This window comes from Hymenobacter metallicola (assembly GCF_004745645.1).
Taxonomy (GTDB): Bacteria; Bacteroidota; Bacteroidia; order Cytophagales; family Hymenobacteraceae; genus Hymenobacter; species Hymenobacter metallicola.
On sequence record NZ_SRMB01000002.1, the window covers coordinates 230607 to 255462 of the forward strand.

Below are 24856 nucleotides of genomic sequence, written 5' to 3' on the forward strand. Positions count from 1 at the left end.
TAATGCTTGCAACTGGCTGCTCGCGACGGAACTAGAATGGTGGTGACCCACTCCTACCCAGGCCCCACAAAAAACCCCGCCGGATGAGGGCGGGGTTTGCAACATGGGCCACTGATGGATTATGCCGCGTCGGACTGTGAACTGCGCAGGTTCACGTGTTGCTGGCAGTACTTCTCGGCATCCAGGAGTGTCGGAACAATAGGCAGGTTCAGAGAAGGCGTCAGCACGGTCAGTTCTTGCCGCACCGTGTCGTTAAGGTGGCACAACACCAGGCTCATGCCGTGCTTGCTGAGTTTATGATAATAATAGGTAAGAAGCTCGGCGGAATCGGAGGGCAAGTGGTGCAGGTGGCTGCAGTCGACCCAGACGCTAGATTTGCCACTCCGGGCCGCCCGGCTCAGGGCGCGGTCCAGGGCATCATCCTCGTGGTCGGGGGAGGTGGGCACATCGTCGGCCAGAATCAGGAGGTAGCTTTCCGGCAGAATCTCTCGATAAACTTCCATGCGTACTTGTCAAGAATGGTTGGCGGGGTTTGGAGAAGGAGGCAGAGCGGAAAAATCAGCCGAGGGCGTGGCAACAGTACCGAGGAAAAAATCAGCTCTCAGTCGACTACAATTGGCACCCTAAATACGATTTTGGCAGTGATTAGTCTGAGATGCCCAAGGTATAATTTTCAGACGTAAGACGTTCATTATTAAATTAATAGTTTCCTGGTCACATATTTACTTAGATAATTACAACTTGGCACCGCGCCCTTTCTATTGGCTTTGTACCCGGTGCCTGCTTACTCCAAAAGCAGCCCTATTAGCCGGATAATCAGATTATTACCAGGGCACACCCAGGCCGAGCAGCTGAAAACATCAGCCGTGCATATAGTTCATATTCTATATAATACCCAATCAGGCGCCCAGCGGGCTAGTAGAGAATGTCGTCGATGGGCTCGAGGCGGCCAGGCAGCTTGGTTTCGCCCAGCATTTCGCGCAGGTCGATTTCAATGCTGCGGCACAACGCCGTCATGGGCACGTCGTTCATCAGGTTGTCGAACGGATTTTCGCTGGTGTGCCCCACCACTTCAATTGTGTTGAATACCCAGGATACCAGCACGGAAAACGGCACGGTAAGCCACACGTGCGAAGGGCCCAGCTTGGAGAATTCGCCCAGCAGGCCCAGGGGCAGCAGGGCCGTAAACAGCCACACGAACACGTAGCTAAAAAAGGCGTACTGCCGCGGAAACGGGGTATTCTTAATTCGCTCACAACCGCCTTGCAAGTTGTAGAGCTGCTCCAGGGTTTCGACCATCGAGACGTGCTGAAAGTCGTTGAGCAGGCCCCGCTCCTCGCGCAGGATGCGCAACTCGGCGGCCTGCTGGCGCACCAGGTGAGCCGGCGGATTCTGCTTGCGCCGCATCACCTCCGACTCCTCCGGGTCCAGAAAGGGCGCCACTTCATCGTCCCACAGCTCGGGCTGCCGGCGCAGGTGGATGCGCAAGGCGTTGCACCAGGCAATGTGGCGGTACACGAGCTGACGGTGGCGGTGGCTAAGCTCGTGGGCACTGGCGGCCGGCGCCTGCACGTTGGGCGCATCAACCACTGAGGTAACAAATTCCAGCGCCTTGATGGCCCAGGTGCGGCTGGCATTCACGATACCACCCCACAGCTGCCGCCCTTCCCAGAACCGGTCGTAGGAGCCGTTGTTCTTGAAGCCGATGTAAAACGACACAGCAATGCCGAGCGTAGCCACGGGCTGCCAGGGAATGGCAATGAAGCGCATGCCTACCGAGGCGTACAGAAAGCAGATAAAGAGGGAATACAGCGTAAAAAGCAGCACGCTACGCCAGGCATATTTCCAGATTACGCGCCAACGAAGATTTTCACGGATGTACACAAGCAGGCAGTTAGGAGGAGGTGGAAAGAACGGGTTGTCAACTCAATACTGGCTAACAGCTCGTCTGTGTTGAAGTAGGTACGCTTACGCAGGGTGCTGGTGTAGCGTTTAACAGGCGCCAGCCCGAAAGGCAAGCTTTGGAGTTCGACTTTCGGGCCCTAGAGCTGTACGTCGATGCCCATGAGCTGCATCAGCTTGCTGGCGTTGAACTCGCGGCAGGGACCGGGGGTGAGGCGGTAGTCGAAGCGGATTTCGTCGCCCTCAATGGTACTGTTGAAACTGTAGTTAGTCACGGCGCCGGGCAGCTCCTCGGCCATGGCCGACAGCTCCAGGTCGTGGGTACTCACCAGGCCGCTGGCCGGGCGCTGGTGCAACTGCCGAATCAGGGCCTGGGCCCCGCGGTGCCGGTCCAGCGAGTTGGTGCCTTTCAGAATCTCGTCGAGCAGGTACAACACGGGCTGCCCGGTGGCCGTCAGCTCCAGCAGCAGGCGTAGGCGCTTGAGCTCGGCGTAAAACGAGGAAGTGCTTTCGGCCAGGTTGTCCTGGGTGCGCATGGCCGTGTACACCTGGGCCGGGGCCAAACGCATGGCGCGGGCGCACACCACGGCACCAGCCTGGGCCAGCACCATGTTCAGGCCCACGGTGCGCAGAAACGTGCTTTTGCCCGACATATTCGAGCCGGTGATAACGCCGGTTTGGCCCGCGCCTTTGGTGCTGAAATCATTGCTGATGCGCTGCCGGGTGAAAATCAGCGGATGCCCCAGGGCCTGGGCCGTTACTTCCAGCGGGGTGGTGCTCAGCGCGGGTACGGCATACGTGGGGTTGGCCGCCTGAAACCCGGCTAGGCTTACCAGAGCTTCCAGCTCGGCCCCTACTTCCAGCATGGCATCCAGCTGGCCGCCGAGGCGCTTTTTCCACCGCTCCAGCAGCCACATGCAGCCCAGGTCCCAGAGCAGAATGTTGTTGATGACTACTGCTACCAAGGGACTCTCGCGCAAAGAAAACAGCCCGGCAATGCGCGTGAGCTGTCCGATAAGCTGGGAAGCGGGCTTCTGGTCGGTGCTGGCGTGCAGCGTGGTGTGCAGCTCGCGCAGGCGGGGCGAGGTCCAGGTTTGGGCTTCAAACCAAGCCAGCTGGTCACGGTAGGCGCGCAGGGCGTCGCGCATGGAGGAGCTGTGGCGGAAGTACTCGGCCCGGGCCTGCCCGAACACGGCGTTCAGACCACCCAGTACCAACACGGCCAGCAGTACCGGCCGGGCCGAGTAGCCCAGCAGCCAGAGCAACACGCTGGCCGTAGCCAAGGGTGGCAGTATCAGCAGCAACACTTTCAACCAAGCTTTGCCCTGAAAGAAATCAGGCTGCCGCAGCCACTCGGTAAAGCGGCGCGGGTCGGTATCCTGCTTGGGGTAATGCCGGGCCCGGGCCTGCCACTCCTGCTGCCAGGCCACATCGGGGGCCAGCTCGGCCACGGCCTGCTGCCGTTGCGCTACGACGGCCGGGGCCGCGCCGGCCAGCAGCCAGCCGGCCAGCCAGTCATGGCCCAGGCGGGAGGTAGCCCGGTTCAGGAGCTGGTACAAGGAATGGGGGCCAAACACGTCCAGGTCGGCGGTGTAGGGATGGGCCGGGTCGAGGTAGCGGGTACCGGGGTCGAAGCTGGTGAGCTTCCCCTCGAGGCGGGCCAGCTCGTCCTGATTGAGCTGGGCCAGCAGGCGGTAGTGTTCCCGCTGGTAGCCCACGGTGCTGTGCCAGCGCACCAGCAGCAGAAACACGACGTAGGCCAGGCCCACCACGGCAAAAGCAGCCCGCAACTGCCCCTGCGAAAACAGCCACCACACGGCCGCTATGCTGGCGCCAAAGGCCGCTACCCGTACCCAGGCTACCACGCGGTGCCGGGTGGCGTAGTAGCGTTCCCGGGCCGTATGGGCGGTCAGGTTTTCAGTATACAGCTCGGCCGGGGCAACGGTAAGCGGGCGGAAGGCGGAAGAGGCTACGGGCACAACGCAAAAGAGGGTGAGAGCGTCAAAAGTAACACTCTCACCCTCCCTAGTACGCGGCGCGGCTTGGTTTACCGCTCAAACCGCACCGTCAGGTAGAAATTGCGGCCGGCCCCGTTGATGCCCGAGGCAAAGGCCCGGTAGCTCTGGTCCAGAATATTCTCCAGGCCCGACTGCACGCTCCAGCTCTTGGTGAGCTGGTAAGTAGTGCGCAGGTTGAAGGTTTGCCAGCCCAAAGCACCCACCGGCGTATTCTGAATCAGGTTGTCTTCGCCCGAGGGACTGTACTCGGCTATGCCCTTGCGGCCGTTGAAGAGCATGGAGCCCTCGGCCGTGAACTTGCGGTTTTGGTAAGTAATAGCGCCGCGGCCGTACACGGGCGGAATGTGGTCTAGCGGAACGTCGAGGCTCAGGTCCCGGCCCTTGGTGTAGGTGACCGAAGCCTGGGCGCCCCAGTGCCGGGCCAGGGCGGCGTTGAAGCGCCCGCTGAAGCCGTACACCCGGGCTTTACCGGTGTTAGTGTTGGCCACAGTCGTGAAGGCCTGGCCGTTGTAGACGGTGGTTGTGCTGCCGTCGGGGGCCGTGTAGGGGCGCACCACTATGGCGTCGGTCAGGGTGCTGTAGAAGCCAGTTACGGCCACGTGCAGCTTGCCTTCAATAGTGTTCGAGAGCTCGGCTTCGCGGTAGAAAATCTGCTCGGGCTTCAGGCTGGTATTAGGAATGATGAGCGTGCCGTTGTTCTGCTCGAAGGTCTTGCTCACGTCATCCAGGTTGGGGTTGCGGAAGCCGGTCGATACCAGCCCACTCACCCGGAAACCCGCCGGCAGCATCCAGACCAGGCCCAGGTTGCCGTTTAGCGACGAAGACTCCTGGTCGGAGTTCAACAGGTTGGACTTGAAAAACTCGGGGTTGAAGTTGGCCTTGAGCCGTACCGAGCTGTAGCGCAAACCGTCGGAGAGAATCAGTTGGGGCGTAATTTCCCAGTTGTGCGACACGTACACGCCCTTGGTGGCATAGGTCGAGCCGTTGGGGTAGCGCGTGGCAATGCCCGTGCTGGCCCCACTTACAATATTGACGCGCCGGCCAGTACTTTCCACCTTGTTGTGGGTTGCCTCGGCCCCGTAGCGCAGCTCGTGCCGGCCGATTTGCTTAAACAAATCCAGGTTGAGCGAGCCGATGCGCACTTCCTCCAGGTTTTCGTCGCGCAGGTCTTTGCCGAAGTCGCGCACCAGGCGGCTTTCGTTTACCTTCTGCACGGCGGGCGTAAACCGAACCATGTCGAAGAGCTTGGTGGCCCCGGTGTACTGGTACTGGTAGCTGGCAAAAAAGCGCTTTTCGGGGCCGTAGTTCCACTCGGCGTAGCGCAGCGCCCCGTTGCGGTAGGTCTGCAACCGGTCGTAGCGCGGCACGTTGGAGGTGGTCGAGTACTGCACATTCACGGTGTGCTGCTGGGCCGCGCTGGGCCGGTACAGAAACTTTTGCAGCACCGACAGCTGCCGGTAGCCCGACTGCCGCTGAATGTTCACGTTATCATTTTCCACTACCACGTCTTTGCCGTCCTGGCGTTCCACGTAGCGCAGGTTTTCGCCGAAGCCCGGGAAGGACTTATAGTCGCGGCGGCCCTTGCGCAGGTCGTCGAAATCGGAGGCGGTAATGCTGGTCAGGGAGCCGAATTTCTGCCAGCCCAGGCTCAGGTCGGCATGGGCCGTTTTTTCCTGGGCCGCCGTGCCGTAGCGCACAAAGCTGCCGGTGCGCACCCGCGGCAGTGTGGCCGTGGCGCTGTCCGAGAGCAAGGGGTTCTTGGTCAGGATGCTGATAACCCCACCCAGCGCGTCGGTGCCGTAGAGCACTGAGCCCGCGCCGCTGAGCACTTCTATCCGCTCGACGCTGTTGGCGTCGGTGCTGAGAATGTTCTGCAAGTGGCCGGCCCGGTAAATGGCGTTGTTCATGCGCACCCCGTCCACGACGAGCAGAATCTTATTGGCCTCGAAGCCGCGGAGCACCGGACTGCCGCCCCCAAACTGGGATTTCTGCACGAACACCTGCCCGGTATTAAGCAGCGCATCGGCGGTGTTTATCGGGTTCTGCAGCCGGATCTGGGTTGCCCGCAGCACGTCAATCTGCTGGGGCACGTCGGCCTTGCGCTCCTGCACGCGGTTGGCCGACACTACTACTTCGCTCAAGCCAATAACGCGCAGCGTGTCGGGGTTGCTGGTTTGGGCCTGGGCCTGCTCAAACCCGAATAAAGTGGCAAATACGAACGGTATAGTTTTTTTCATCGACGGTATCGTTTCCTTAACCTTAAAAGTACGCATAACCGCCGAAGATCAACGCCCCTCTCCCACCACCGCTATGCATTTTAGCTCAATGGCAATGGGCGTGGGCAGGCAGTTGATTTCTACCGTGGTGCGGCAGGGCTGGTTGGTTTGGAAATATTCGGCGTAGAGTCGGTTGTAGGTGGCGAAATCATCCTTCATGTTGGTCAGAAATACGGTGACGTCCACTAGGTCTTCCCAGCGGGAGCCGGCTTCTTCCAGGATGTAGCGCACATTCTGAAACACGGCATGACACTGGCTTTCAAAGTCGTAGCGCAAGATTTTACTATCTTCCCCCAGCTCCACGCCTGGAATGGCTTTCTGGCCCCGCTGCCGCGGCCCCACGCCCGACAGGAACAGCAGGTTGCCCACGCGGCGGGCGTGCGGATATAGTCCAACGGGCTCGGGGGCCCGGGAAGAATTGTGTGCGGTAGAGGTTTCGTCAGGTTGCATACCGTCAAAACTACCGATTTCGGACGCAATGCGTAGGATATTAGTCCGTTTCTGAGCTGGTGCGGTTGTTGCCTCGCCGTTCAGCTGCTCGCCTTAATCCCCACTTGCTATGCCTTCTACTGCCCGTCGTATTGCCTTGCTGCTTGCCCTGAGCGCCGTGTCCCTTACTGCCGCCCAAGCCCAGCAAAAGTTGAAATACCCGAAAACCCAGTCCGACCAGATCTACGACGCGGTGGCTAAGCCGGCCGTGCCCGTAGGCGGGTTGCAGGCCTACGCCGACTACCTGGAGAAAAACCAGCAGTACCCCACTGCGGCTTTGCAAGGCGGGCGGGAAGGCACGGTGGAAGTAAGCTTCGTCATTGAAAAATCGGGGGGCGTATCCAACGTCGTAGCCAAGAACTCCGTGGACCCGGCCCTGGATGCCGAAGCCATTCGGCTGATAAAAGGCGGCCCCAAGTGGACGCCCGCCGAAAACAAGGGTGCCAAGGTCCGGCAGCGGGTTACGGTGCCCATCACCTTCCACTTGCCTCTGGGCGCCGGCGGCCCCGCCCCCGCTACTTCCGATGCCAATGAGGAGCTCAAGCCTACTGGGCCTGGCGGGGCTACCGTGGTTAAAGCCGAGCAGCCGGCCCGGCCCGTGGGCGGCACCGACGCCTTTTTCGCCTGGATTCAGCAGAACCTGCGCTACCCGGCCCTGGCCCGCAAAAAGAATATTCAGGGCAAGGTGCTGGTCGAGTTTATGGTGCAGAAAGACGGGTCCCTGACCGACGTAAAGCTGGTGAAGCGCCTGGGCGCGGGCTGCGACGAAGAGGCCCTGCGCCTGATTAAAGCCGCCCCCAAGTGGGAACCCGCCCTCTACCAGGGGCAGCCGGTAAAGCAAAAGATGGTTTTACCGGTTCTATTCACGTTGCTGTAAAATATCCTTCTGTTTGGGTCGTCTGCCCACATACCACTGGCTAGTTTTCGACTCGGTTAGTGAGTACGACCTTGCCCTTTTCCGCGCTGCTGCTTCCTTCACCTGCTTTCTATTCCTGTTATGTTGGCCCCTTTACCCCTGTTATCAGCCCCGCCGGTAGCTCCTATTCCTGCTCCACCGGTTTCTGGTCCGCTCACCATCTGGCCCTACCAGGCGCGGTTTCAGCAGGCGGCCCAGGCCATGGCCGAAGGAATTTTCAATGCCTTGGATGATGACCTGGAGCCCAAAGTCACCCTCATCGGCATTCCGACCGAACAGGGCCGCACGGAGGAAGTGGTATGCCTGGAGCCCGCCGACTGCGGCCTGGACTTTCAGCATTTCGGCAACATTCTGGCCCGGGGCCAGGAAATGCAGCATAGCTACGCCTGGGCTCCTTCCGACCGGGAACACCTGACCGAGGAAACCATTCGGCGGCGCTACCAAGGCGTAGGGCTGCGCATGGCCATGCAGGAAGCCCTGGACGCGGTCGGCAGCAAGAATCAGTATTTTGCCGGCTGGCCGGTGCTGGTGGGCAAGTTTTTCGTCGTGACGGTATTGCAGCTCAACCGCAAGGCCCTGAAGATTCACCAGTCGCTGCACCCCAACCGCTATTACACTGACGGCAAGCCCCTGGCTCCCTCACTGGTGCTGGCTGCCGTATTGCGCTTCCAGGAAGAGTGCGTAAAGGCCCTGACCGAGCCCGAGCCCGGCTCGGGGATGCTGGTGCGCCCCCGCGAAACCGACGAGCTGGTGCGCGCCGCGGGCAAGCTGCTAATGGATACGCCCGCCCAGGCCCTGGGCATTCCGCCGTCCACGGCCAAGCTGTTTGCTACCTGCAATACCATTTCCTCCCTGCGCTACGAAGGCGCCGAAGGCATCGGCAAGCTGCTGCTGGCCCGGCGGCGCCATCCCAATCTGGAAGAAGTATTCGCCCTTACCTGCCCTACTCCCCTCACCGATTACCGGGCCGTACGCAAGCTGCTCGAAATGACGACGGCGGACGTGAGCCTGCTGGCCGACGGCGAGAATGTGTATGCCCTGGGCCGCCTGGTGGGCACCTACGATGCCAGCCGCGAGGATTTGTTTATGATTAACTTCGTGACTCACTACGCCTGGGAGTTTCAGCACGACGGTAAGGTGCTCATGCGCAGCCACTACGGCCAGCCCAGCCTGCCCCGCCCCCGGCTCAACCGCCTGCAGTTCCGCAAAGACCTGCGCCGCATCTTCAACCTGACCGCTCCCGAAAAAATAGAGCGCCTCTGGGATGTCGTCGTTGAAGCCAGCCGTCAGAAACACGGCACCCTGGTGGTCGTCACGACGGAAGCCCTGGCCGAAGCCGACCGCCTCAAGCTGCAGTGCACCCTCATCGAGCCCGTACCCCTGACCCCGCTCATTACCCGCCTGGTGACGGCCATCGACGGGGCCGTGCTCGTCGATCCGGACGCGTACTGCTATTCCATCGGGGTTATTCTGGACGGCAAGGCTTCGGGCCACGGTACCAGTACCCGCGGAGCCCGTTACAACTCGGCTATCCGCTACGTGGAAAGCAGCCCCTACCCTTGCATGGCCATTGTGGTCAGCGAAGACGGCTTGGTCGATGTGATTACCAAAGACAACCTACTGGAGCGGGAGTAAGCTGGGCTGCCCAGGCGTTTGCCCACATACCTAAAGCCTTGGTTGGTATTGCCCAGCCAGGGCTTTGTTTCGTTATAGTGGCGCCTAATTCTGCTAAATGTTTGAACAACATCCCCCGTCAGCTGTAGTTGAGATAGGGCATGACGCAAGCCCCACAATAATTATGACAGTAAAAACGTGTTACCACGGAGCTTTTTCCGGGCTTTGCTGTTAAAAGGCTAGTTTTGCGAGTTCCTAGTTTTCATAGCCGAAGCGGTCTGTACTGCTCTAGCCCAGTACCGTTTCGATGTCAAAATCCCTGAAGTTTACCAATACCCAGCGCTCCACTTTCTTTGCCACGGTGCGGGAGCGGGTCGATGCCTACTTCCAGGGCCAGCAGATTTCCCGGCACGCCAACGCGGCCATGTGGTTCAAAACCATTCTTTTCCTGTCTTGCTTCGTAGCGCTCTACGCCCTTATTATTTCCGGGCAGTTTGGGCTGTGGACCATGTTAGTTTTAGCCGGGCTCCTGGGGGCTACCTGCGCCTTTATTGGCTTCAATATTTGTCATGATGCGCTACACGGGTCGTTTTCGGCCAACAAGCGCGTGAACCGGGCCTTTAGTCTGCTCTTCAACCTGATTGGGGCCAATCCCTACGTGTGGACCATCACGCACAACATCGTGCACCACACCTACACCAACATTCCGGGCCACGACGAAGACATTGAAGTAGCGCCCGGCTTGGTTCGTCTGTCGACTGATGAGCCACTGCGCCCCTGGCAGCGGTTTCAGCAGTTCTACGCGTTTCCTCTCTATGGCTTGGCCTCCCTGTCCTGGGTGCTGCGCAAAGACTACGTGAAGTTCTTTCAACCTAAAATCGGGGAGCAGGTTTCTAACCATCCCCGGAGAGAATACTTCAACCTGTTCTTTTACAAAGCCCTGTACTACCTGCTGTTTATTGTGCTGCCCCTGGTACTGCTGCCCATCACCTGGTGGCAATTTGTGCTGGGCTTCCTGTTCCTGCATTTCGTAGAAGGCCTCGTCCTGGGCCTGGTGTTTCAGCTGGCCCACGTGGTAGAAGGCACGGCGTTTCCGCTACCCGATGAGCAAGGCGAGATTCAGGAGGCCTGGGCAGTGCATCAGTTGCAGACTACGGCCAACTTTTCGCCCCGGAGCAAGCTGGCCAGCTTTCTGTGCGGCGGCCTGAACCGGCAGATTGAGCACCACCTTTTCCCCCGCATCTGCCACATTCACTACCCGGCGCTGGCCGTTATTGTGCGCGACACGGCTCAGGAATTCGGGCTACCGTACCTGGAAAACCCCTCGTTTGTCGGGGCTCTCCAGTCCCACTACCGCATGCTGTATAAGCTGGGCCGCGCCTAGGCTTGCCAGCAAAAGCAGAAACCCGCTACTATTTCTTAGCCCGGAACGACCAGGTGATGCGGAACACGGCTACCGTGTCGCCGGCTTCGTCGGTGCCGGTGCTGGTGCACACGACGGTGCGGCCCTCGCCCGTGGCCCGGCTTTCGGCAATGGCCTGGGCAATGCGCAGCCCATCTTCGCTGGTGAAGGCAATCAGCCCCACGGCTTTTTTGGTAAACTCAGCCTCCATGCCCACCACCAGCATCGACACGGGGGAGCCACTACGGGTATTCATCATCGAAAGCACCCCGCTGGCCATTTCGGCCGCCATGCTCAGGCAGGCGAAGTAAATGCTGCGAAACGGGTTTTTCGTCAGGTATTTGAAGGGCACTGTCACCGTAGCCCGGGCCGGGGTGATTTCGCGCACCCGCAAACCCGCCAGGTAGGCCATAGGCAGGCTGCGCAGCATAAACAGGCGCAGCTTCAGCGGGTTGGCAATGGTGCGGCGAAACGCGGCGGCTTGGGGAGTATCGGCCGGGGCCGGTACGCGGGAGGAAGTGGTATCAGCAGACATGAGCAGGGAGAAAGAAGCCGGGGAAGTTAGGGCTTTTTGGGGGAAGCCCGGGGACCCGACCGGGCCGGTTTTTTGGCCGGATAGACCCGCAATTCCTTATACGTTGACACCGGATCCGTTTCCCGCCGGAAATCCAGCTCCTCCAATACGCCAATTACCAGCTCAGCCGTGGTGTAGATGATATTGCCATCGAGCAGGTGCCCGCCCAAGGTGCGGCCCGTAGAATCGGACACGGCCAGGTGCAAGTGGCTGCCATTTACCGACAACGTGCCGACCAACGATACAATCTCGAAATGCCCTTTGTACACCGTCGGCCCGCTCTGATTCGCCAGGCGCAGGGTTGTCGTCGTCAGGCTGCCCACACAGGTGACGATGGCCGCAGCCTTGAGCTGGTGCGCCTCGGTAAAAGCGGTGAGCTGCTGGCGCAGGTCTTGTCCCGGCCCGAGCCGCAGGGCGTAGCTGCGCATGGATGAGGACAAAGCCGAAGGAGCCACAGGAGCCATGGGGTGTTGGGCCAGCGCAGCTGAGGTGCTCAGCCACAATAAGGACAAGAAAAGTACGATACGCATACTAACGGCGGCAGGATAGACGCTGCCAAGCGGGCTGACTCGGCAAGCGGGCGAAACTACCGGCAAGATTAGGCAATAAAAAAGAGCCGACATGAGTCGGCTCTTACTACAGGACCAGGAAGCCGTGGGGGCTACCGGTTGAAGCGCACATCACTGTAGCGCACTTTAATGTTGACGTTGGCCGGGTTGCGGACCGTAATGGCACCAAACTTACCCTGCATATCACTCGAAGAAGGGCTGTTCTCCTCCGATTCCACTTTTACCAGCCGCTTGTCGAGCAGTAGCTTACCGTGCTGAGTATTTACGTCGAAGTTAAAGCCGGCCCCATCCGGGAAATTGAGCAGAATGGTGCTATACCCTCCATCCACGTTGATTTGCCGGAAATTGCGCCCCGTATTGCGCACTTCAAATGAAGGACAGAACTGCACGGTCATATCCAGCCGCTCACTGATTTTGTCGATACTGAACTTGGAATAACCCGACGAGCCCCGCAGGTTGCGCACGGTACCCAAGGCCACGTCCCCATACTTGCTGTGCACCGTCAGGTCCTGCACCGTGCCCACGTCAATATCAGAATAGTTGTTGCGCAGGTCTACTGTTTCCCCCTGGTCGAGGCGAAGCTTAGAGTAAGAGGCATCGATGCTGGCTTTGCGGGCGTAGCTGATGGCGCCCTGCCCATTGCCCACCCGCAGCAGGTTTTGCGGGCCTTCCAGCCGGGCTACGCGCAGAATGCCGTACTCCACAGCCAATTCCGTCGAGCCACTTAAGTCGTTCGGAATGCTGATATCCCCAAAGGTATTGTACACCCGCAGCGCCGTGTTTTTGGGCAGCCACACCGTGTAGTTTACTTCGTAAAGTTTGGTGCGGCTCCAACACTCCCGGGGCATAGCGCCGAATTTCGAGCGAAACGAAATGCCGCCGGTAGCCGCATCCGTCTCGGTCATCTGCACCTGAATCATGTCCAGCAGCTGCTGGGCCTTTTCGTCCGTGTCGGCCCGCGTGATAACCTCAACGTCGGTTCTGACCTCGTTGCGGCTCCAGGTGTTAATCTGGACGCGGCCGTAGCGGGTTTCCAGGTTGTAAGGCCGGTTGTTGGCGGCGTAAGTGCGGCTCAGCTTCCGGCTTTTTTCTACGGCCGGCACCGAGCTGTTGGCCTCGTCCTGGGGGCCTTGCTGGGGGCCCTGGGTGCCATTCTGCCCTGTCTGGGCCGTTTGCTCCGGGTCCGGCTCCCTGTCGGCGCGGTGCAGAAAGGCTTCTGTTTCGGGGCTGGCCAGGTAGCTGTACTGCCCAGCCACTGCGTCCGAGCTTTGGGCAAAGCCAGCCAGGGAGCCGGTTACCAGCCCAGCACTCAGCAGCAGCCGGCACCACGTATTGCGGGAGGTTAGGGCGCTGGTTTTCATGGCTTGGGCTGACTGTCGGCCGCCGAGGCGGAGGCATCGTATTCTTTCATCCGCTCCTGCAAGCGCACTTGCTGGTTCAAAATATCCAGCCGAATCTGCATGTTGCGGTTCATGGCCTCCAGCACCACGTCGGGCTCGGGGTTGCGGTAGAGCTCTACTTTCAGCTGCCGGTAGGTCGAGTCCAGCGTGGCCAGCTCCCGGCTCAGGTCGGCGGCGGGCGTGGCAGCACCGCTTCCATGGCTGATTTCGGCTTTTTTCTCCTCAATCTGCGTAGCGTAGTACTCTTCCATCCGCTGCACGGCTACGGCCAGCCGCTTCTGCGGATTGGCAGCTTCGATGCCTACGGTAGAGGCCCCAAACTCGGCGGAGCCCGCAGACGAAGCCTCCTCGGGTGCAGTTAGTACCAAAGGCGCCGAGCCAGTCCGCATCCAGGATTGGGGCTGGGTCGTTTTCGACCAGAAGATTCCTACCCCAGCCAGAATAAGCAGGGCAATGGTAGCAGCCACGCCGTAGGCGTAGCGGCGGGGCTTGGTGGCAATTGAAGTAGTAGTTTCTTCCTCGGGCTGCAGTTTCACAATGCGCAATGGGGCTTCCTCGGCCTCACCCAGCGAAGCTGACGTGCCCAGTTGGCGCTCAATGGCATCCCACAAATCCGGGCGGGGCTCGAACGCGTCGAAGTCGGCGCGGTGGCGCTCAACAAAGTCCTCAAGTCCGGTTTTCTTCTCTTTCATACAGGTGGTTATTCGCACGTTTCTCCCCTTAGCCTACTGCTAGCTGGGTTGGGTGGCTGGCAGCGGCTACTCTGTTACTACGTTGATTCGTTAAAGACCGTGCTGCCGGGCCAGCTCCAACAGCTTCTTACGGGCCCGGCTGTATTGTGATTTGGACGTCGACTCAGTGATGTTCAGGATGCCGGCTATTTCGGCGTGGTCGTAGCCCTCCAGTAAGTAGAGCGACAACACCACGCGGTAGCCGTCGGGCAGCTCCTGCACGCAGCGGCGCACCACATCGGCCCGCCAGCCCAGCTCTTCCGCGTCATACTCGCCGCTTTCCAGCTCCGGCCCCACGGAGTCGTGCTGGTCGGCCAGGGGCACCAGTTGCAAGCGCCGGTTGCGCAGGCAGTTGATGCTTTTGTTGATAACAATTCGCTTGAGCCAGGAGCCAAACGAAGAATCGCCTTTGTAGCTATGCAGCTCCCGAAAAGCACTCAGGAACGACTCCTGCAGCACGTCTTCGGCCTCGGCATAGTCGCCGGTGATGCGCAGCGACGCGTTGAACATCGCCTTAGCATACCGTTTGTAAATCTCGGCCTGGGCGCGCCGGTCGCCCAGGCGGCAGCGCTCCACCAGGGGGGCGTTGATATCAGTGTACGCGAATGCCTCCATATGCTGTTCGGTTGGCGGAAGGGTAGTATCAGAAGGATCGTAAATATCCACCTTTCCGGGCTAAGCTGCTAGTGATGACGGGTAAGCAGGAGAAAGACAACGTGGAGGCCAAGAAGTTGCACATACTTGCAGAAGTTGTGGCTGGAGGCATTGGCTCGCTACCTTGCACGGTATTTTACGATGCGTCAACTCCGTTTATGAGAAAAACAATCCCGTTGCTATTCCTTCTATTGCCCTTGACCGGGGCTTGTAAAAAAGATACTCCGGCAGCAACGATTGATTTTGGGCCCGGAGAAGGCATCTTTTACCGCGACCGACAAAACTACCCAATGGGGAAAGGCGACGCCTCCGACTGGGTTTCGGATGGGCAGTGGCAGGCACAGGAAAAAAGCCTGTTCAGCTTAGATGTTCCCGTTAACCTGGATGGGCCACAGGCAGGCGGTATTTCATATCTGAGCTATTTTCCCAATCCGGTAGCGCCCGGTGGCAAAGGGAACTTTAACCTTGGCAATTCCCTCCACGGGGCAACGGCAAACCTGATATGGGTCAACAAGAATTATAAAATTATCAGTAATCGAAAATTCCCCATAGCGGCCGGATCCGGATTAGTGGTCCAGGACAGTTTCCCAGAAAGCACTTTTCCCAGAGAGCACAAATACCGGCTCTACTACGTGCTCTACAAACCCGACGGCACTCTGGTGTACAAAGGCCACGGCGACGTATTTGTGCATCAGCAATAACCTGTTTTTATCAAAAAAGGCCCGTTCGGATATCCGAACGGGCCTTTTCTTATTGTCGCTAAGCCACCTTACACGTCGAACTTGATGCCCTGGGCCAGCGGGAGCTGGTCGGAGTAGTTGATGGTGTTGGTCTGGCGGCGCATGTAGATCTTCCAGGCATCGGAGCCCGACTCCCGGCCGCCGCCAGTTTCCTTCTCACCCCCAAACGCCCCGCCGATTTCGGCGCCGGAGGTACCGATATTCACGTTGGCAATGCCGCAGTCGGAGCCGGTGGCGGCCAGGAAGGCTTCGGCTTCGCGCATGTTCAGGGTGAAAATGCTGGACGACAAGCCCTGCTTCACGCCGTTCTGCACTTCCAGCGCCTCTTCTACTCCACCCGAGTACTTAATCAGGTAGAGGATGGGCGCGAAGGTTTCTTCCTGCACCGTGTGGTACTCGTTTTTGGCTTCTACCAGGGCGGGCTGCACATAGGTACCGGTGGCATATTGCTCGCCTTCCAGCACCTGGCCGCCGGTGAGCAAGGTGCCGCCCTCAGCCTGCACGGCCTTCAGAGCATTGGTAAAGCCTTCCACAGCCTGCTTGTCGATGAGCGGACCCACCAGATTGCCTTCCTGCAAGGGGTTACCGATAGGCAGCTTGGGGTAAATAGCCATGAGACGATTTTTCACGTCCTCGTAGATTGAGTCGTGAATGATGAGGCGGCGCGTGGTGGTGCAGCGCTGCCCGGCCGTGCCTACGGCCCCGAATACCACGGCCCGCATGGCCATGTCGAGGTCGGCGTGCTGGGTCAGGATGATGGCGTTGTTGCCGCCCAGCTCGAGCAAGGCGCGGCCCAGGCGGGCTCCGACTACTTCGCCTACCTTCTTGCCCATGCGCGTGCTGCCCGTAGCCGATACCAGCGGTACGCGGGTGTCGGCGGCCATAGCGGCACCTACCTCGGGCCCACCGATAATGACGTTGAAGATACCCTCGGGCAGCTCATTCTCGCGCAGCACGTCCTTGATGATGTGCTGCACGGCTACAGCTACCAGCGGGGTTTTCTCCGAAGGCTTCCAGATGCTCACGTCGCCGCAAACGGCGGCCAGCATGGCATTCCAGCTCCACACGGCCACCGGGAAGTTGAAGGCCGAGATGATGCCGATGAGGCCCAGCGGGTGATACTGCTCGTACATGCGGTGGGCAGGCCGCTCCGAGTGCATGGTCAGGCCGTGGAGCTGGCGCGAGAGGCCTACGGCAAAGTCGCAGATGTCAATCATTTCCTGCACTTCGCCCAGGCCTTCCTGCAGGATTTTGCCCATCTCGTAGCTGACCAGCTTGCCCAGGGGTTCCTTGTACTCGCGGAGCTTATTGCCGATCTGGCGCACGATTTCACCCCGTTTGGGGGCCGGCACCAGGCGCCACGTCTTGAAGGCCTCCTGGGCCGTGCGTACCACCGCGTCGTAGTCGGCTTCGGTGGCCATGGCCACGGCGGCAATCTTGCGGCCGTCGGTGGGCGAATAGATGGTCTTTAGGTTCTGACCAGCCCCGCCCCACTGCAAACCAGTGCTATACGCGGCATTTTCGGCCTCTACACCCAGCTCGCGCAGTACTTGCTGAATATTGTGCGGATCGTGTTCCTGCACGTCGGTGCCGGTAGCGGCAGCTTCTTCGATGGCTAATTTCATATCAGAGAAAGGAATGGATGGGAGTTCTGAAAGGGTGAACAAAGCTAGCAAAAAGGGCTTCAACACACCGGCCCGGCTTAAAGGCAGTGGCGGACGGCCGCATGTGAGCAAGCAGCCCAGCCACCTGCGCCCCCAAACAAAAAGCCCCACCGCGGGGTGAGGCTTTTTGAGAACTGGATCTTAAGGCTGCTTAGTTCTGCCCAATTGGGTAGTACGCTTTGCGGCCGTCGGGGTACACGCCCTCCACCAGGGCTCCCTGGTTTTCCTTGGCGGCTTCCAGGTACTGCTGCACATCCTGGGGCTTGGTCACCTTGCTCTTGTCGATGCGGGTGATAATGAAGCCGTCGTCGATGCCCGTTTCCTTGAAGTTAGAGCCCTTGATGCCGCTGATTTTAGCGCCCCCCTCGATGCCAAGCTTGCTCAGCTCCTGCTTCGATACCGGGGCCAGCACTGCGCCTTCATACTTGATAGACTTGGCTACTTCCTCGCGCACGATGTCGGTAGTGCCGGTCGAGTTGCGCAGGGTGGCCGTCACGGTCTTCGTGTCGTTGCCGCGCAACAGTGCTACCTTGATTTTGTCGCCAGGCCGGAAGCGGGCCACTTGCTCCTGCAGTTGCGAGGAGGTATTCACTTTCACCCCGTTGATTTCGGTGATGATGTCGCCCTCCTTGATACCGGCATCGGCAGCGGCGCTGTTCTTGCTCATGCCCATCACGTATACGCCGTTCAGGGTAGCCAGCTTTTTCTCCGAAGCCAGCGTAGCGTCCACCTCCCGGATATTGACGCCGAGCAGGGCCCGCTGCACCACTTTGTACTTGAGCAAGTCGTCGACAACCTTGCTTACAATGGAGCTGGGTACGGCAAAGGAATAGCCTTCGAAAGCGCCAGAGCGCGAGGCAATGGCCGAGTTGATGCCAACCAGGTCCCCGTTCAGGTTGACCAGGGCCCCACCCGAGTTACCGGGGTTTACCACGGCGTCGGTCTGCAGGAAGGACTCGATGCCCATATTGTCCTCGCGGCGCAGGATGTTGATGTTGCGTCCTTTAGCTGAGATAATACCGGCCGTAACGGTCGAGTTCAGGTTGAAGGGGTTGCCCACGGCCAATACCCACTCCCCTACTTTCACGTTATCGGAGTTGCCGTAGCGAATAAAAGGCAGGCTGGTGGCTTCTACTTTCAGCAGAGCCAAGTCGGTGGTTGGGTCGGCACCCACCAGCTCAGCTTTGTATTTGCGCTTATCATCGAGCACGACTTCAATCTTGTCGGCCTTGTCAATCACGTGGTTATTCGTCACGATATAACCGTTGGCAGCAATGATAACGCCGGAGCCAGACCCTACCTGCGGGCCCGCCTGGGGCGAATGATACTGGTCGTAGTCATCCCCGAAGAACTGGCGCAGGAAGGGATCCATGCGCTGGGCATTGTTGCTGCTCATCTTCGGAGCGTACTCAGTCATTACGTGCACGACTGCGGGCGTCACCGAAGAGGCCGCCGCTACAAAGTTGAGGCCTTCCGGCACCACGTAGTTGCTGTTACGCAACTCACTGGTGTAACGCACATTGGGGTCAGCCGCCACTACCTGATTGGCATTGTTACGCTCAGGCTCCAGCAGCTTATACCCACCCACAGCCACACCGCCACCAAGAATGGCAGAACCGAGTAGGCCGAGCATCATTTGTTTTGCTTGCATGGGTAATAAAAAGATGGTTTTAAGAAAAAGACGAGTGAATCTAGGGTAGGAAAATGAGGCCTCAATGAACCTTACGCCACTAACGCAGAAGATGCAATTGCTGGTATAGGGGTTGCATCAGGCCTCTTTTTATCTACAACACCCGCGCCAACAAAAAAGACACCACGCCGGGTGTCTTTTTTGCAGACCGCTGGGCGATTACTGAATCTCGATATGATGTTTCGTCACCTTTTTGCTGTCGAAGGGCAGCTTCAGGCGGAGCACACCGTCGGCGAGCTGGGCCTCAATAGCGGTAATCTCGACCGTGTCGGGCAGGCGGAACGACCGGGTGAAGGTACCGTAGGCCATTTCCATGCGGCGGAACTTCGGACCGTTTTCCTCGGCTACCGGGGCTTTGCGCTCTCCGCTAATTACGAGATTCCCGTCCTGAAAGTCAATCTTGACATCTTCTTTTGCCACACCGGGCAAGGCCAGGTGCAGTTCAAAGCCCTGCTCCGATTCGAGGATGTCGGCCAGCGGAACGAAGCTCTGGGTGGGCTCGGCTACCGTGGGTAGCGTGTCGCGCAACAAATCGTTGAGTACTTTATTGAAAGCGCGGGCAGGCCGCAGAGCAGGCTGGTTGTTATACAGAATAGTGGCCATGGTAGTAAGAATTTAATGTTGTTGTGGGTTGCTTGTCCCCATCTGAGGACACCCTTACACTATAAATTCTGTACCAGTCGCAAACCCAGTGCTCTTACATGACAAAAAGTCCTATAAAATAAAACTTACTATCCGAACACTCGTGACAGGCTTTAGTAAAATGTTATTTGCAACAACCCAAGGCCATTTATAGACACTAGCCAGCAATGACTTTTTGTCATTTAAACTGAACTTTTGCTTACCGCTTGTTAGTGCTGGGTCGGCAACTGCCGTCGCTCGGTGCTGCTCATTGGCAATACAGTAAAGCGCACATCCAAGCCGACCAGGGGCGTAACCAGATTAGTGCGGCCGCCGCCGGTTTGGTTTCCATCGGCATCAAACTGAGCCAGCGTGTTCAGGTAGCGGGTTTGGGTAGCTACCCAGGGCGTGACCTCGACGTGGGCACCTACGCGTACGCCCACTTCGGCCCGCAAGGCTCCAAAGTCAAGTACCCGCTCTTTGGTTTCTTCGTCGTCGCGCTGCAAACGCAAGTACGCGGCTGGCTCATAGGCCAGGCGGGGGCGCAAGGCTACGGTTGCGCCCAGGGGCAGCATCCGTTCCACATCCAGGCGCAACCGGACCAGCGAACGGGCCTCGGCTTGGCCCTGGCTGTTGCGCGTATTGCTTCCGATGCCGTATTCCGCGCCCAGGCGCTGCCCCAAGGTGAACTTGCCAAGGCTGCTTCGGTGGCGCAGCAGCAGACCGGGCAGCACAAAACCCGGCTGGCCCAGAAAATCACCCAGGCCTTCCCGGCTGCTGCCCAGGAAACGGAGCGTAGCGCCGCCGCTCCAGTTCTCATTCCAGAAATGCTCGTACCCCGCCCGTATTTGCCCGCCATCCAGGCCGCTTTGGTTAGGGAGCAGCAGGCTGTGGTATCCCACAAACAGGTAGTCGTCGCCGGCCAGGGCTACTTCTACCTGCACTTCGGGCGCCAGAGTCAGGTCGCTCACGCTCCGCCGCTGGGCCGTGGCGGCTCCACCGCAGAATAGAACACAGGAACCAAGCGTAAACCAGCGGAAATAGCGCATTGCGGGGGAAACGAGTAGTAAGAATAGATAGACGGAGTAGCTACTGAGCCAGCTCCTGCAGAGTCAGCCAGGCCATCAGGCCCGGCCCTACTTCCAGGGCCTTGGGGTCAATATCAAAGGTGGGCGTGTGCACGGAAGAGGCATGGCGGCCGTCTTCGCTACGGGTGCCCAGGCGGTAAAAACAGGCGTCGGCGGCCTGCGAGAAATAGGCAAAATCTTCGGCGGCCATCCACTGGTCCAGCTCAATTACATTTTCGGCGCCTAAGTAAGCTTCGGCGGCGGCGCGGGTACGGGCCGTTAGCGCGGGCTCGTTTTCCAGATAGGGGTAGCCGTAGCGGATTTCCAGCTCGGCCGTGGCGCCCATCGACTCGGCCAAGCCCTCGACCAGCTTGCGCAAGTGGCCGTGGGCTTCGCGGCGCCATTCCTCGTTGAGCGTGCGGAAAGTGCCTTCGATATACACCTCGTTGGGAATCACGTTGGTGGCGCCGTTGGCAATAACCTTCCCGAACGAGAGTACCGAAGGGAGCTTGGGGCTGGCCCGGCGGCTTACAATCTGCTGGGCCGCTACTATAATGTGCGCCGCCACTAGCACCGGGTCCAAGTTTTGTTCGGGCATGGCGCCGTGGCCGCCCTTGCCGCGCACGGTCAGGTAGAGCTCATCGGTGCTGGCCATGTAGCGCCCGGGCCGCAGCCCGACCTTGCCGGCGGGCAGCATCGGGAACACATGCTGGCCCATGACGCTGGCCGGCCTGGGGTTTTCCAGCACGCCTTCCTTGATCATCAGCGAAGCGCCCCCGGGCAATAATTCTTCGCCGGGCTGAAAAATCAGCTTCACGGTTCCCTCAAACTCGTCGCGCAACTGGCTCAGAATACGGGCCGTGCCCAGCAAGGAAGACGTGTGCACATCGTGGCCACAGGCATGCATCACACCCGGGTTTGTCGATTTGTACGGTACGTCATTCTGTTCCTGAATCGGCAGGGCGTCCATGTCGGCGCGCAGGGCTACGGTCCGGGCGCCGGGGTTGCGACCCTCAATCAGCGCTACTACGCCGGTGTTGGCCATCGGTGTGGGCTGCAGACCTAGTTGCCGCAACTGCTCGGTTACGAAAGCGGCCGTATTTACTTCGGCGAAGGAAAGCTCCGGGTGGGCATGCAGGTGCTGGCGGATGGCATTGGTATCGGCGGCAGCAGCGGCGGCCAGGGACTTTATCTTGTGGAGCACAGATTCGGCAGAAGACATGCGTTTCGCAGCTGAAAAGGATGGTATTTTCTCAAACATACCACCTGTGGGGCGGCGCGCAAAAGTACATCCGAAATAGGTTATAGCCGGCTAACAGTAGTACAGGGCAACTGAACGCTCCCCTGCTACCTCAGTTGGCAAGCGGTATAAAAAAGCCGGCCTGCTCAGGGCGTTGAGCAGGCCGGGCACGGCGGGGCGGCGTATTGTTCTAGTAGGCCGTTTTGTTTAACAACACCTGAGCGGCCTGTAGCTCGGCCTTCGGGGCGATGGGCCGGATACGCAGCATGGCCTGCTCCGCTTCCAGCCGGGTGAGGTAGTCCCCGATCCAGAGGCGGAAGACCGGCTGCTTGAAGGTGATGTAGTCGGTTTCCTCGGGGTAACGGCTAATAATGCTGCGCCGAACGGCCATAGCCTGCTCCCGCTCCAAGCCTACGTAGGCCAGAATCCGGTAGCCCTGGGCATACTTCACGTTCTGGTTGGTGTAGGCCTGGTCGCGCAGCCGCTGCTCAATCTGCGGGTTGACGTGGCTAAGCGGCGTGACGGGAGTACGGCTGACCGGAGCTGCGGGCACAACCGAGGCTTTGGGCGGGGTAAACACCGGCCGGAAACGGCTCAAATCTTCCGGGGCGGTTTGGGAAGCAGGCTTACGAGCCGTGTCGGGAGCCGCCACCGAACCGGCCGGAGCCGACGCAGCACAGGCCGCCAACGACAAAAAAGCGGAGAACAGCAGCACGTTACGAACTAAGTGTATCATTTTCTTCCAGCAAAGCTAGGCTATTTGAAGAACCCAACCGGTCGGCGCCGGCCATAACCAGGGCCAGCGCCGCCGTGCGGGTCCGGATGCCCCCCGCCGCCTTGATACGCATGTGGGCCGGCAAATGGCGCCGCATCAGGGCAATATCCTCCACGGAAGCACCGCGGCTGGCAAAGCCCGTAGAGGTCTTTACGAAGTCGGCCCCGGCCGACTCGCAAAGCTGGCAGGCGGTAATAATTTCCTCGGGCGTGAGCAGAGCTGTTTCGATGATGACCTTGAGAATGGCCTTCTTGACGTGGCACAGTTCGGCTAGCTGCCCGATTTCGTCCTGCACCTCCGTCAGCCGCCCCGACTTAAACGCGGCCACGTTGATAACCATGTCGATTTCGGTGGCCCCATCGGCCAGGGCCTGGTGGGTTTCAAAGAACTTGACTTTGGTAATCTGGTAGCCCAGCGGAAAGCCCACAACGGTGCACACGGGCACGCCCGAGCCCTGCAACTTGTCGGCGGCAAACCGCACGTAGCAGGGCGGCACGCACACGGAGGCAAACCGGGCCTGGGCGGCTTCCTGACAAAGCTGGGTAATCTGCGCTTCGGTAGCATCGGGCCGCAGCAGGGTGTGGTCGATGCGGGCAGCTAATCCATTCGTAGAATTTTGACTCATAGGGCGGGGTGGGAGGTAAAAAGAAGAGTGGCAGACAGCTTCCTGACGAGCCGCCTGCCACTTAATACTACTCATTTTCCGGCAAGCCGGAGGGGGGAAGAGCTTTTGAGAAGGTTGAGACGCGGGGCTGCCCGCCCGGCACAAAGATAATGCCGCCCTACTCCACCACTAGGCGGGCCGTGCGGGCCAGTTGGCCAGGGGTATTGGCGTGCAGCACGTAAAGCCCTGGCGCTACACCCAGTATCGACAGCGTAGTGCCACTACCCTGCCGCACCACGCGGCCCAGGTTGTCGAGCAGCCGCAGGACTGTGGCCGCATTGGCCCCGGGTATCTGTACCGTTCCATGCGCCGGATTGGGATACACACTGACCTCCGAACGAACTGCTGTTTTGCTGGCCAGCAACGTGTTGTCCGTTAGGTAAGCCAGATAACTGAGCGGAATAAATGACTTCGGTACAGTGATTAGAGGCAAGGTGCCAAACTTGAGGCTCAAAAAAGACACCACTCCGCTGACGTACACATCGGCCCCGCTTATAGCCAGGTTGAACGCATATAAGGAGCCGCCCTGTGCAGTCTGCAACCACGTAAATTCACTGGTGCTGCCACTATCCTTGAGCTTGGCTATGTATATATCGCCGGAGCGAGGAGAGTAGATAGTACCAAAATAGCCCGGATATCCTGTGCGACCCGTGAGGTAAACGTTGTTGTCCTTTACGGCAATATCGTTGCATTCGGCATACGCTTCCTGAACCCAAGTAAAGCTGCTGGTAGCATCTTCATCGGTAAGCTTGGCGGCAAACATCTGCTCGCCTGTTTGATTACTTAGCCGGATGCTTCCAAACTCAGCGTTTTGCTCGGCAGAACCCGCAACGTATACTGCCGAACCGCTAACAGCCAGTGCCCTGGCCATATCTGTTTCGGGGCCACCCAGGCGCTGGGCCCAGGTAAAGCTGCCGCTTGCACCATTGTCAGTGAGCTTGGCCACGCACCCATCATAGTCCCCGGCGCTGGTTAGGCTTAAGCTACCAAGACTAGCCTGACCGCTAAACGAGCCGCAGATGTACACCAGTCCGTTGCGGCCCGTGGCCACATCGCCAATCACGGCAGTGGATACGCCACGGATCTGCTGGGCCCATACAAAACTGCCCGTAGTTCCAGCATCCGTGAACTTAGCGACAAATCCATCGGTATCGGCACCGGAACTGACGTCATCAGGGGTAGACGTGCTCAGGGCTTCCCCTCCGAGGTCAATAGTTCCGCGCAGCGAACCGGCCAGGTACACATTGGTGCCAGCTACGGCTATGGAGCCCGCCGAAATGGAACCTGTGCTGGAACTGGCCGACTGCTGGGCCCAGGTGAAGCTGGCGGTGCTGCCAGCATCCACCAGCTTGGCCACATACAACGCGCTGCCAGAGGGCGTTGTCAAGGTTAGTGTAGTAGCCCCAAACTGCACGTTGCCCTGGCTGAAAGAACCCGTGATGAAAACGTTGGCTCCATCGACGGCCACGTCGTATATATTAATGCCGCTGTTGCCCCCTATAGCCTGTGCCCACACAAAGGAGTTGCTGGACTTGCTCCACTTGGCAACAAAAAGCTTTGCATTTGTGGGGCCACCTCCTACCAGCGTAACAGTACCAAACTTTACGGTGCCCCTGAACGTCCCCACCATGTAGACGTTTCCATTAGCATCCGCCGCGGTTCCTTCCACAAAGGCTGTGTTTTCCCCATACGCCTGGGTCGGGGTAACGAGGCCTTGCCACGCAGGGGCCTGGGCGTGGGCCACGACGGGGCCAAGCAGCAGCAGCGTCAGGATCCGGACAAAGTACCACCACTGTGCGTAGCTCTGATTCATAAGCGCGCTGTATAAAAATGAAATTTGAGAGTAAGAT

At 59.2% G+C, this 24856-nt stretch carries 22 protein-coding genes; 4 read left to right on the top strand and 18 right to left on the bottom strand.

Annotated features, from left to right (window positions below):
- Positions 1 to 119 precede the first annotated feature (119 nt).
- From E5K02_RS11770 to E5K02_RS11790, 5 genes are all read right to left on the bottom strand, one after another.
- Positions 120 to 503: an STAS domain-containing protein gene (locus tag E5K02_RS11770; RefSeq protein WP_135395009.1), complete on the bottom strand. Its 384-nt coding sequence runs from the start codon at positions 501 to 503 to the stop codon at positions 120 to 122.
- 412 nt (positions 504 to 915) lie between these two features.
- The gene (locus E5K02_RS11775; RefSeq protein WP_240737257.1) at positions 916 to 1827 is read right to left on the bottom strand and encodes a bestrophin family ion channel; all 912 of its coding nucleotides are present in this window, start codon (positions 1825 to 1827) and stop codon (positions 916 to 918) included.
- A 215-nt stretch (positions 1828 to 2042) separates the two neighbouring features.
- The gene (locus E5K02_RS11780) at positions 2043 to 3881 is read right to left on the bottom strand and encodes a MutS-related protein (protein WP_240737258.1); all 1839 of its coding nucleotides are present in this window, start codon (positions 3879 to 3881) and stop codon (positions 2043 to 2045) included.
- A 68-nt stretch (positions 3882 to 3949) separates the two neighbouring features.
- Positions 3950 to 6157 carry a TonB-dependent receptor gene (locus E5K02_RS11785; protein WP_167856379.1) on the bottom strand — a complete coding sequence of 736 codons (2208 nt, stop codon included), beginning with the start codon at positions 6155 to 6157 and terminating at the stop codon, positions 3950 to 3952.
- Positions 6158 to 6205: 48 nt separating this feature from the next.
- Positions 6206 to 6646 carry a RidA family protein gene (locus tag E5K02_RS11790; RefSeq protein WP_135395012.1) on the bottom strand — a complete coding sequence of 147 codons (441 nt, stop codon included), beginning with the start codon at positions 6644 to 6646 and terminating at the stop codon, positions 6206 to 6208.
- Between the two features lie 109 nt (positions 6647 to 6755).
- Between E5K02_RS11790 and E5K02_RS11795 the strand changes: the two genes are divergently transcribed.
- From E5K02_RS11795 to E5K02_RS11805, 3 genes are all read left to right on the top strand, one after another.
- Positions 6756 to 7562 (top strand): energy transducer TonB, encoded by an 807-nt coding sequence (locus E5K02_RS11795; RefSeq protein ID WP_135395013.1) that lies wholly within the window; start codon positions 6756 to 6758, stop codon positions 7560 to 7562.
- A gap of 120 nt (positions 7563 to 7682) precedes the next feature.
- Positions 7683 to 9236: a DNA integrity scanning protein DisA nucleotide-binding domain protein gene (locus E5K02_RS11800; RefSeq protein WP_135395014.1), complete on the top strand. Its 1554-nt coding sequence runs from the start codon at positions 7683 to 7685 to the stop codon at positions 9234 to 9236.
- A 286-nt stretch (positions 9237 to 9522) separates the two neighbouring features.
- Positions 9523 to 10599 carry a fatty acid desaturase family protein gene (locus tag E5K02_RS11805; RefSeq protein ID WP_135395015.1) on the top strand — a complete coding sequence of 359 codons (1077 nt, stop codon included), beginning with the start codon at positions 9523 to 9525 and terminating at the stop codon, positions 10597 to 10599.
- Between the two features lie 28 nt (positions 10600 to 10627).
- On the opposite strand, the gene E5K02_RS11810 is transcribed toward E5K02_RS11805, so the two are convergent.
- The 5 genes from E5K02_RS11810 to E5K02_RS11830 form a co-directional block, all read right to left on the bottom strand.
- Positions 10628 to 11152 carry a DUF4442 domain-containing protein gene (locus E5K02_RS11810; protein ID WP_240737259.1) on the bottom strand — a complete coding sequence of 175 codons (525 nt, stop codon included), beginning with the start codon at positions 11150 to 11152 and terminating at the stop codon, positions 10628 to 10630.
- 26 nt (positions 11153 to 11178) lie between these two features.
- Positions 11179 to 11721: a PPC domain-containing DNA-binding protein gene (locus tag E5K02_RS11815; protein WP_135395016.1), complete on the bottom strand. Its 543-nt coding sequence runs from the start codon at positions 11719 to 11721 to the stop codon at positions 11179 to 11181.
- A gap of 131 nt (positions 11722 to 11852) precedes the next feature.
- Positions 11853 to 13121, bottom strand: a complete 1269-nt coding sequence (locus tag E5K02_RS11820; protein WP_135395017.1) for a hypothetical protein — start codon at positions 13119 to 13121, stop codon at positions 11853 to 11855.
- Positions 13118 to 13852, bottom strand: a complete 735-nt coding sequence (locus E5K02_RS11825; RefSeq protein WP_135395018.1) for a hypothetical protein — start codon at positions 13850 to 13852, stop codon at positions 13118 to 13120. The genes E5K02_RS11820 and E5K02_RS11825 overlap by 4 nt, the downstream gene beginning before the upstream one ends.
- A gap of 90 nt (positions 13853 to 13942) precedes the next feature.
- Positions 13943 to 14506 carry an RNA polymerase sigma factor gene (locus E5K02_RS11830; protein ID WP_135395019.1) on the bottom strand — a complete coding sequence of 188 codons (564 nt, stop codon included), beginning with the start codon at positions 14504 to 14506 and terminating at the stop codon, positions 13943 to 13945.
- A gap of 74 nt (positions 14507 to 14580) precedes the next feature.
- On the opposite strand from E5K02_RS11830, the gene E5K02_RS11835 reads away from it, so the two are divergent.
- Positions 14581 to 15246, top strand: coding sequence for a hypothetical protein (locus E5K02_RS11835; protein WP_135395020.1), 666 nt, complete (start codon positions 14581 to 14583; stop codon positions 15244 to 15246).
- A gap of 68 nt (positions 15247 to 15314) precedes the next feature.
- Here the strand turns inward: E5K02_RS11835 and amaB are convergent, their stop codons facing one another.
- From amaB to E5K02_RS11875, 8 genes are all read right to left on the bottom strand, one after another.
- Complete coding sequence (gene amaB, locus E5K02_RS11840) at positions 15315 to 16910, bottom strand: L-piperidine-6-carboxylate dehydrogenase (protein WP_135395021.1); 1596 nt, start codon at positions 16908 to 16910, stop codon at positions 15315 to 15317.
- Between the two features lie 190 nt (positions 16911 to 17100).
- Complete coding sequence (locus E5K02_RS11845; protein ID WP_167856380.1) at positions 17101 to 18600, bottom strand: Do family serine endopeptidase; 1500 nt, start codon at positions 18598 to 18600, stop codon at positions 17101 to 17103.
- Positions 18601 to 18798: 198 nt separating this feature from the next.
- Positions 18799 to 19242 carry an Hsp20/alpha crystallin family protein gene (locus E5K02_RS11850; RefSeq protein WP_135395022.1) on the bottom strand — a complete coding sequence of 148 codons (444 nt, stop codon included), beginning with the start codon at positions 19240 to 19242 and terminating at the stop codon, positions 18799 to 18801.
- Positions 19243 to 19490: 248 nt separating this feature from the next.
- Complete coding sequence (locus tag E5K02_RS11855) at positions 19491 to 20309, bottom strand: hypothetical protein (RefSeq protein ID WP_135395023.1); 819 nt, start codon at positions 20307 to 20309, stop codon at positions 19491 to 19493.
- A 40-nt stretch (positions 20310 to 20349) separates the two neighbouring features.
- On the bottom strand, positions 20350 to 21549 hold the full coding sequence (locus E5K02_RS11860; protein WP_135395024.1) for a M20 metallopeptidase family protein: 1200 nt from the start codon (positions 21547 to 21549) through the stop codon (positions 20350 to 20352).
- Between the two features lie 208 nt (positions 21550 to 21757).
- Positions 21758 to 22303, bottom strand: a complete 546-nt coding sequence (locus E5K02_RS11865; protein ID WP_135395025.1) for a sporulation protein — start codon at positions 22301 to 22303, stop codon at positions 21758 to 21760.
- Positions 22284 to 22967, bottom strand: coding sequence for a deoxyribose-phosphate aldolase (gene deoC / locus E5K02_RS11870; protein ID WP_135395026.1), 684 nt, complete (start codon positions 22965 to 22967; stop codon positions 22284 to 22286). The genes E5K02_RS11865 and deoC overlap by 20 nt, the downstream gene beginning before the upstream one ends.
- Positions 22968 to 23124: 157 nt before the next feature.
- Positions 23125 to 24819, bottom strand: coding sequence for a T9SS type A sorting domain-containing protein (locus E5K02_RS11875; protein WP_135395027.1), 1695 nt, complete (start codon positions 24817 to 24819; stop codon positions 23125 to 23127).
- Positions 24820 to 24856 lie beyond the last annotated feature (37 nt).

Coding starts and splice junctions, on each gene's coding strand:
- deoC (WP_135395026.1), bottom strand. CDS start 22,967: ATGAGTCAAAATTCTACGAATGGATTAGCTGCCCGCATCGACCACACC.
- E5K02_RS11805 (WP_135395015.1), top strand. CDS start 9,523: ATGTCAAAATCCCTGAAGTTTACCAATACCCAGCGCTCCACTTTCTTT.
- E5K02_RS11795 (WP_135395013.1), top strand. CDS start 6,756: ATGCCTTCTACTGCCCGTCGTATTGCCTTGCTGCTTGCCCTGAGCGCC.
- E5K02_RS11850 (WP_135395022.1), bottom strand. CDS start 19,242: ATGGCCACTATTCTGTATAACAACCAGCCTGCTCTGCGGCCTGCCCGC.
- E5K02_RS11860 (WP_135395024.1), bottom strand. CDS start 21,549: ATGTCTTCTGCCGAATCTGTGCTCCACAAGATAAAGTCCCTGGCCGCC.
- E5K02_RS11810 (WP_240737259.1), bottom strand. CDS start 11,152: ATGTCTGCTGATACCACTTCCTCCCGCGTACCGGCCCCGGCCGATACT.
- E5K02_RS11800 (WP_135395014.1), top strand. CDS start 7,683: ATGTTGGCCCCTTTACCCCTGTTATCAGCCCCGCCGGTAGCTCCTATT.
- E5K02_RS11785 (WP_167856379.1), bottom strand. CDS start 6,157: ATGAAAAAAACTATACCGTTCGTATTTGCCACTTTATTCGGGTTTGAG.
- E5K02_RS11830 (WP_135395019.1), bottom strand. CDS start 14,506: ATGGAGGCATTCGCGTACACTGATATCAACGCCCCCCTGGTGGAGCGC.
- amaB (WP_135395021.1), bottom strand. CDS start 16,910: ATGAAATTAGCCATCGAAGAAGCTGCCGCTACCGGCACCGACGTGCAG.
- E5K02_RS11875 (WP_135395027.1), bottom strand. CDS start 24,819: ATGAATCAGAGCTACGCACAGTGGTGGTACTTTGTCCGGATCCTGACG.
- E5K02_RS11835 (WP_135395020.1), top strand. CDS start 14,581: ATGACGGGTAAGCAGGAGAAAGACAACGTGGAGGCCAAGAAGTTGCAC.
- E5K02_RS11855 (WP_135395023.1), bottom strand. CDS start 20,309: ATGCGCTATTTCCGCTGGTTTACGCTTGGTTCCTGTGTTCTATTCTGC.
- E5K02_RS11790 (WP_135395012.1), bottom strand. CDS start 6,646: ATGCAACCTGACGAAACCTCTACCGCACACAATTCTTCCCGGGCCCCC.
- E5K02_RS11770 (WP_135395009.1), bottom strand. CDS start 503: ATGGAAGTTTATCGAGAGATTCTGCCGGAAAGCTACCTCCTGATTCTG.
- E5K02_RS11820 (WP_135395017.1), bottom strand. CDS start 13,121: ATGAAAACCAGCGCCCTAACCTCCCGCAATACGTGGTGCCGGCTGCTG.
- E5K02_RS11865 (WP_135395025.1), bottom strand. CDS start 22,303: ATGATACACTTAGTTCGTAACGTGCTGCTGTTCTCCGCTTTTTTGTCG.
- E5K02_RS11825 (WP_135395018.1), bottom strand. CDS start 13,852: ATGAAAGAGAAGAAAACCGGACTTGAGGACTTTGTTGAGCGCCACCGC.
- E5K02_RS11815 (WP_135395016.1), bottom strand. CDS start 11,721: ATGCGTATCGTACTTTTCTTGTCCTTATTGTGGCTGAGCACCTCAGCT.
- E5K02_RS11845 (WP_167856380.1), bottom strand. CDS start 18,600: ATGCAAGCAAAACAAATGATGCTCGGCCTACTCGGTTCTGCCATTCTT.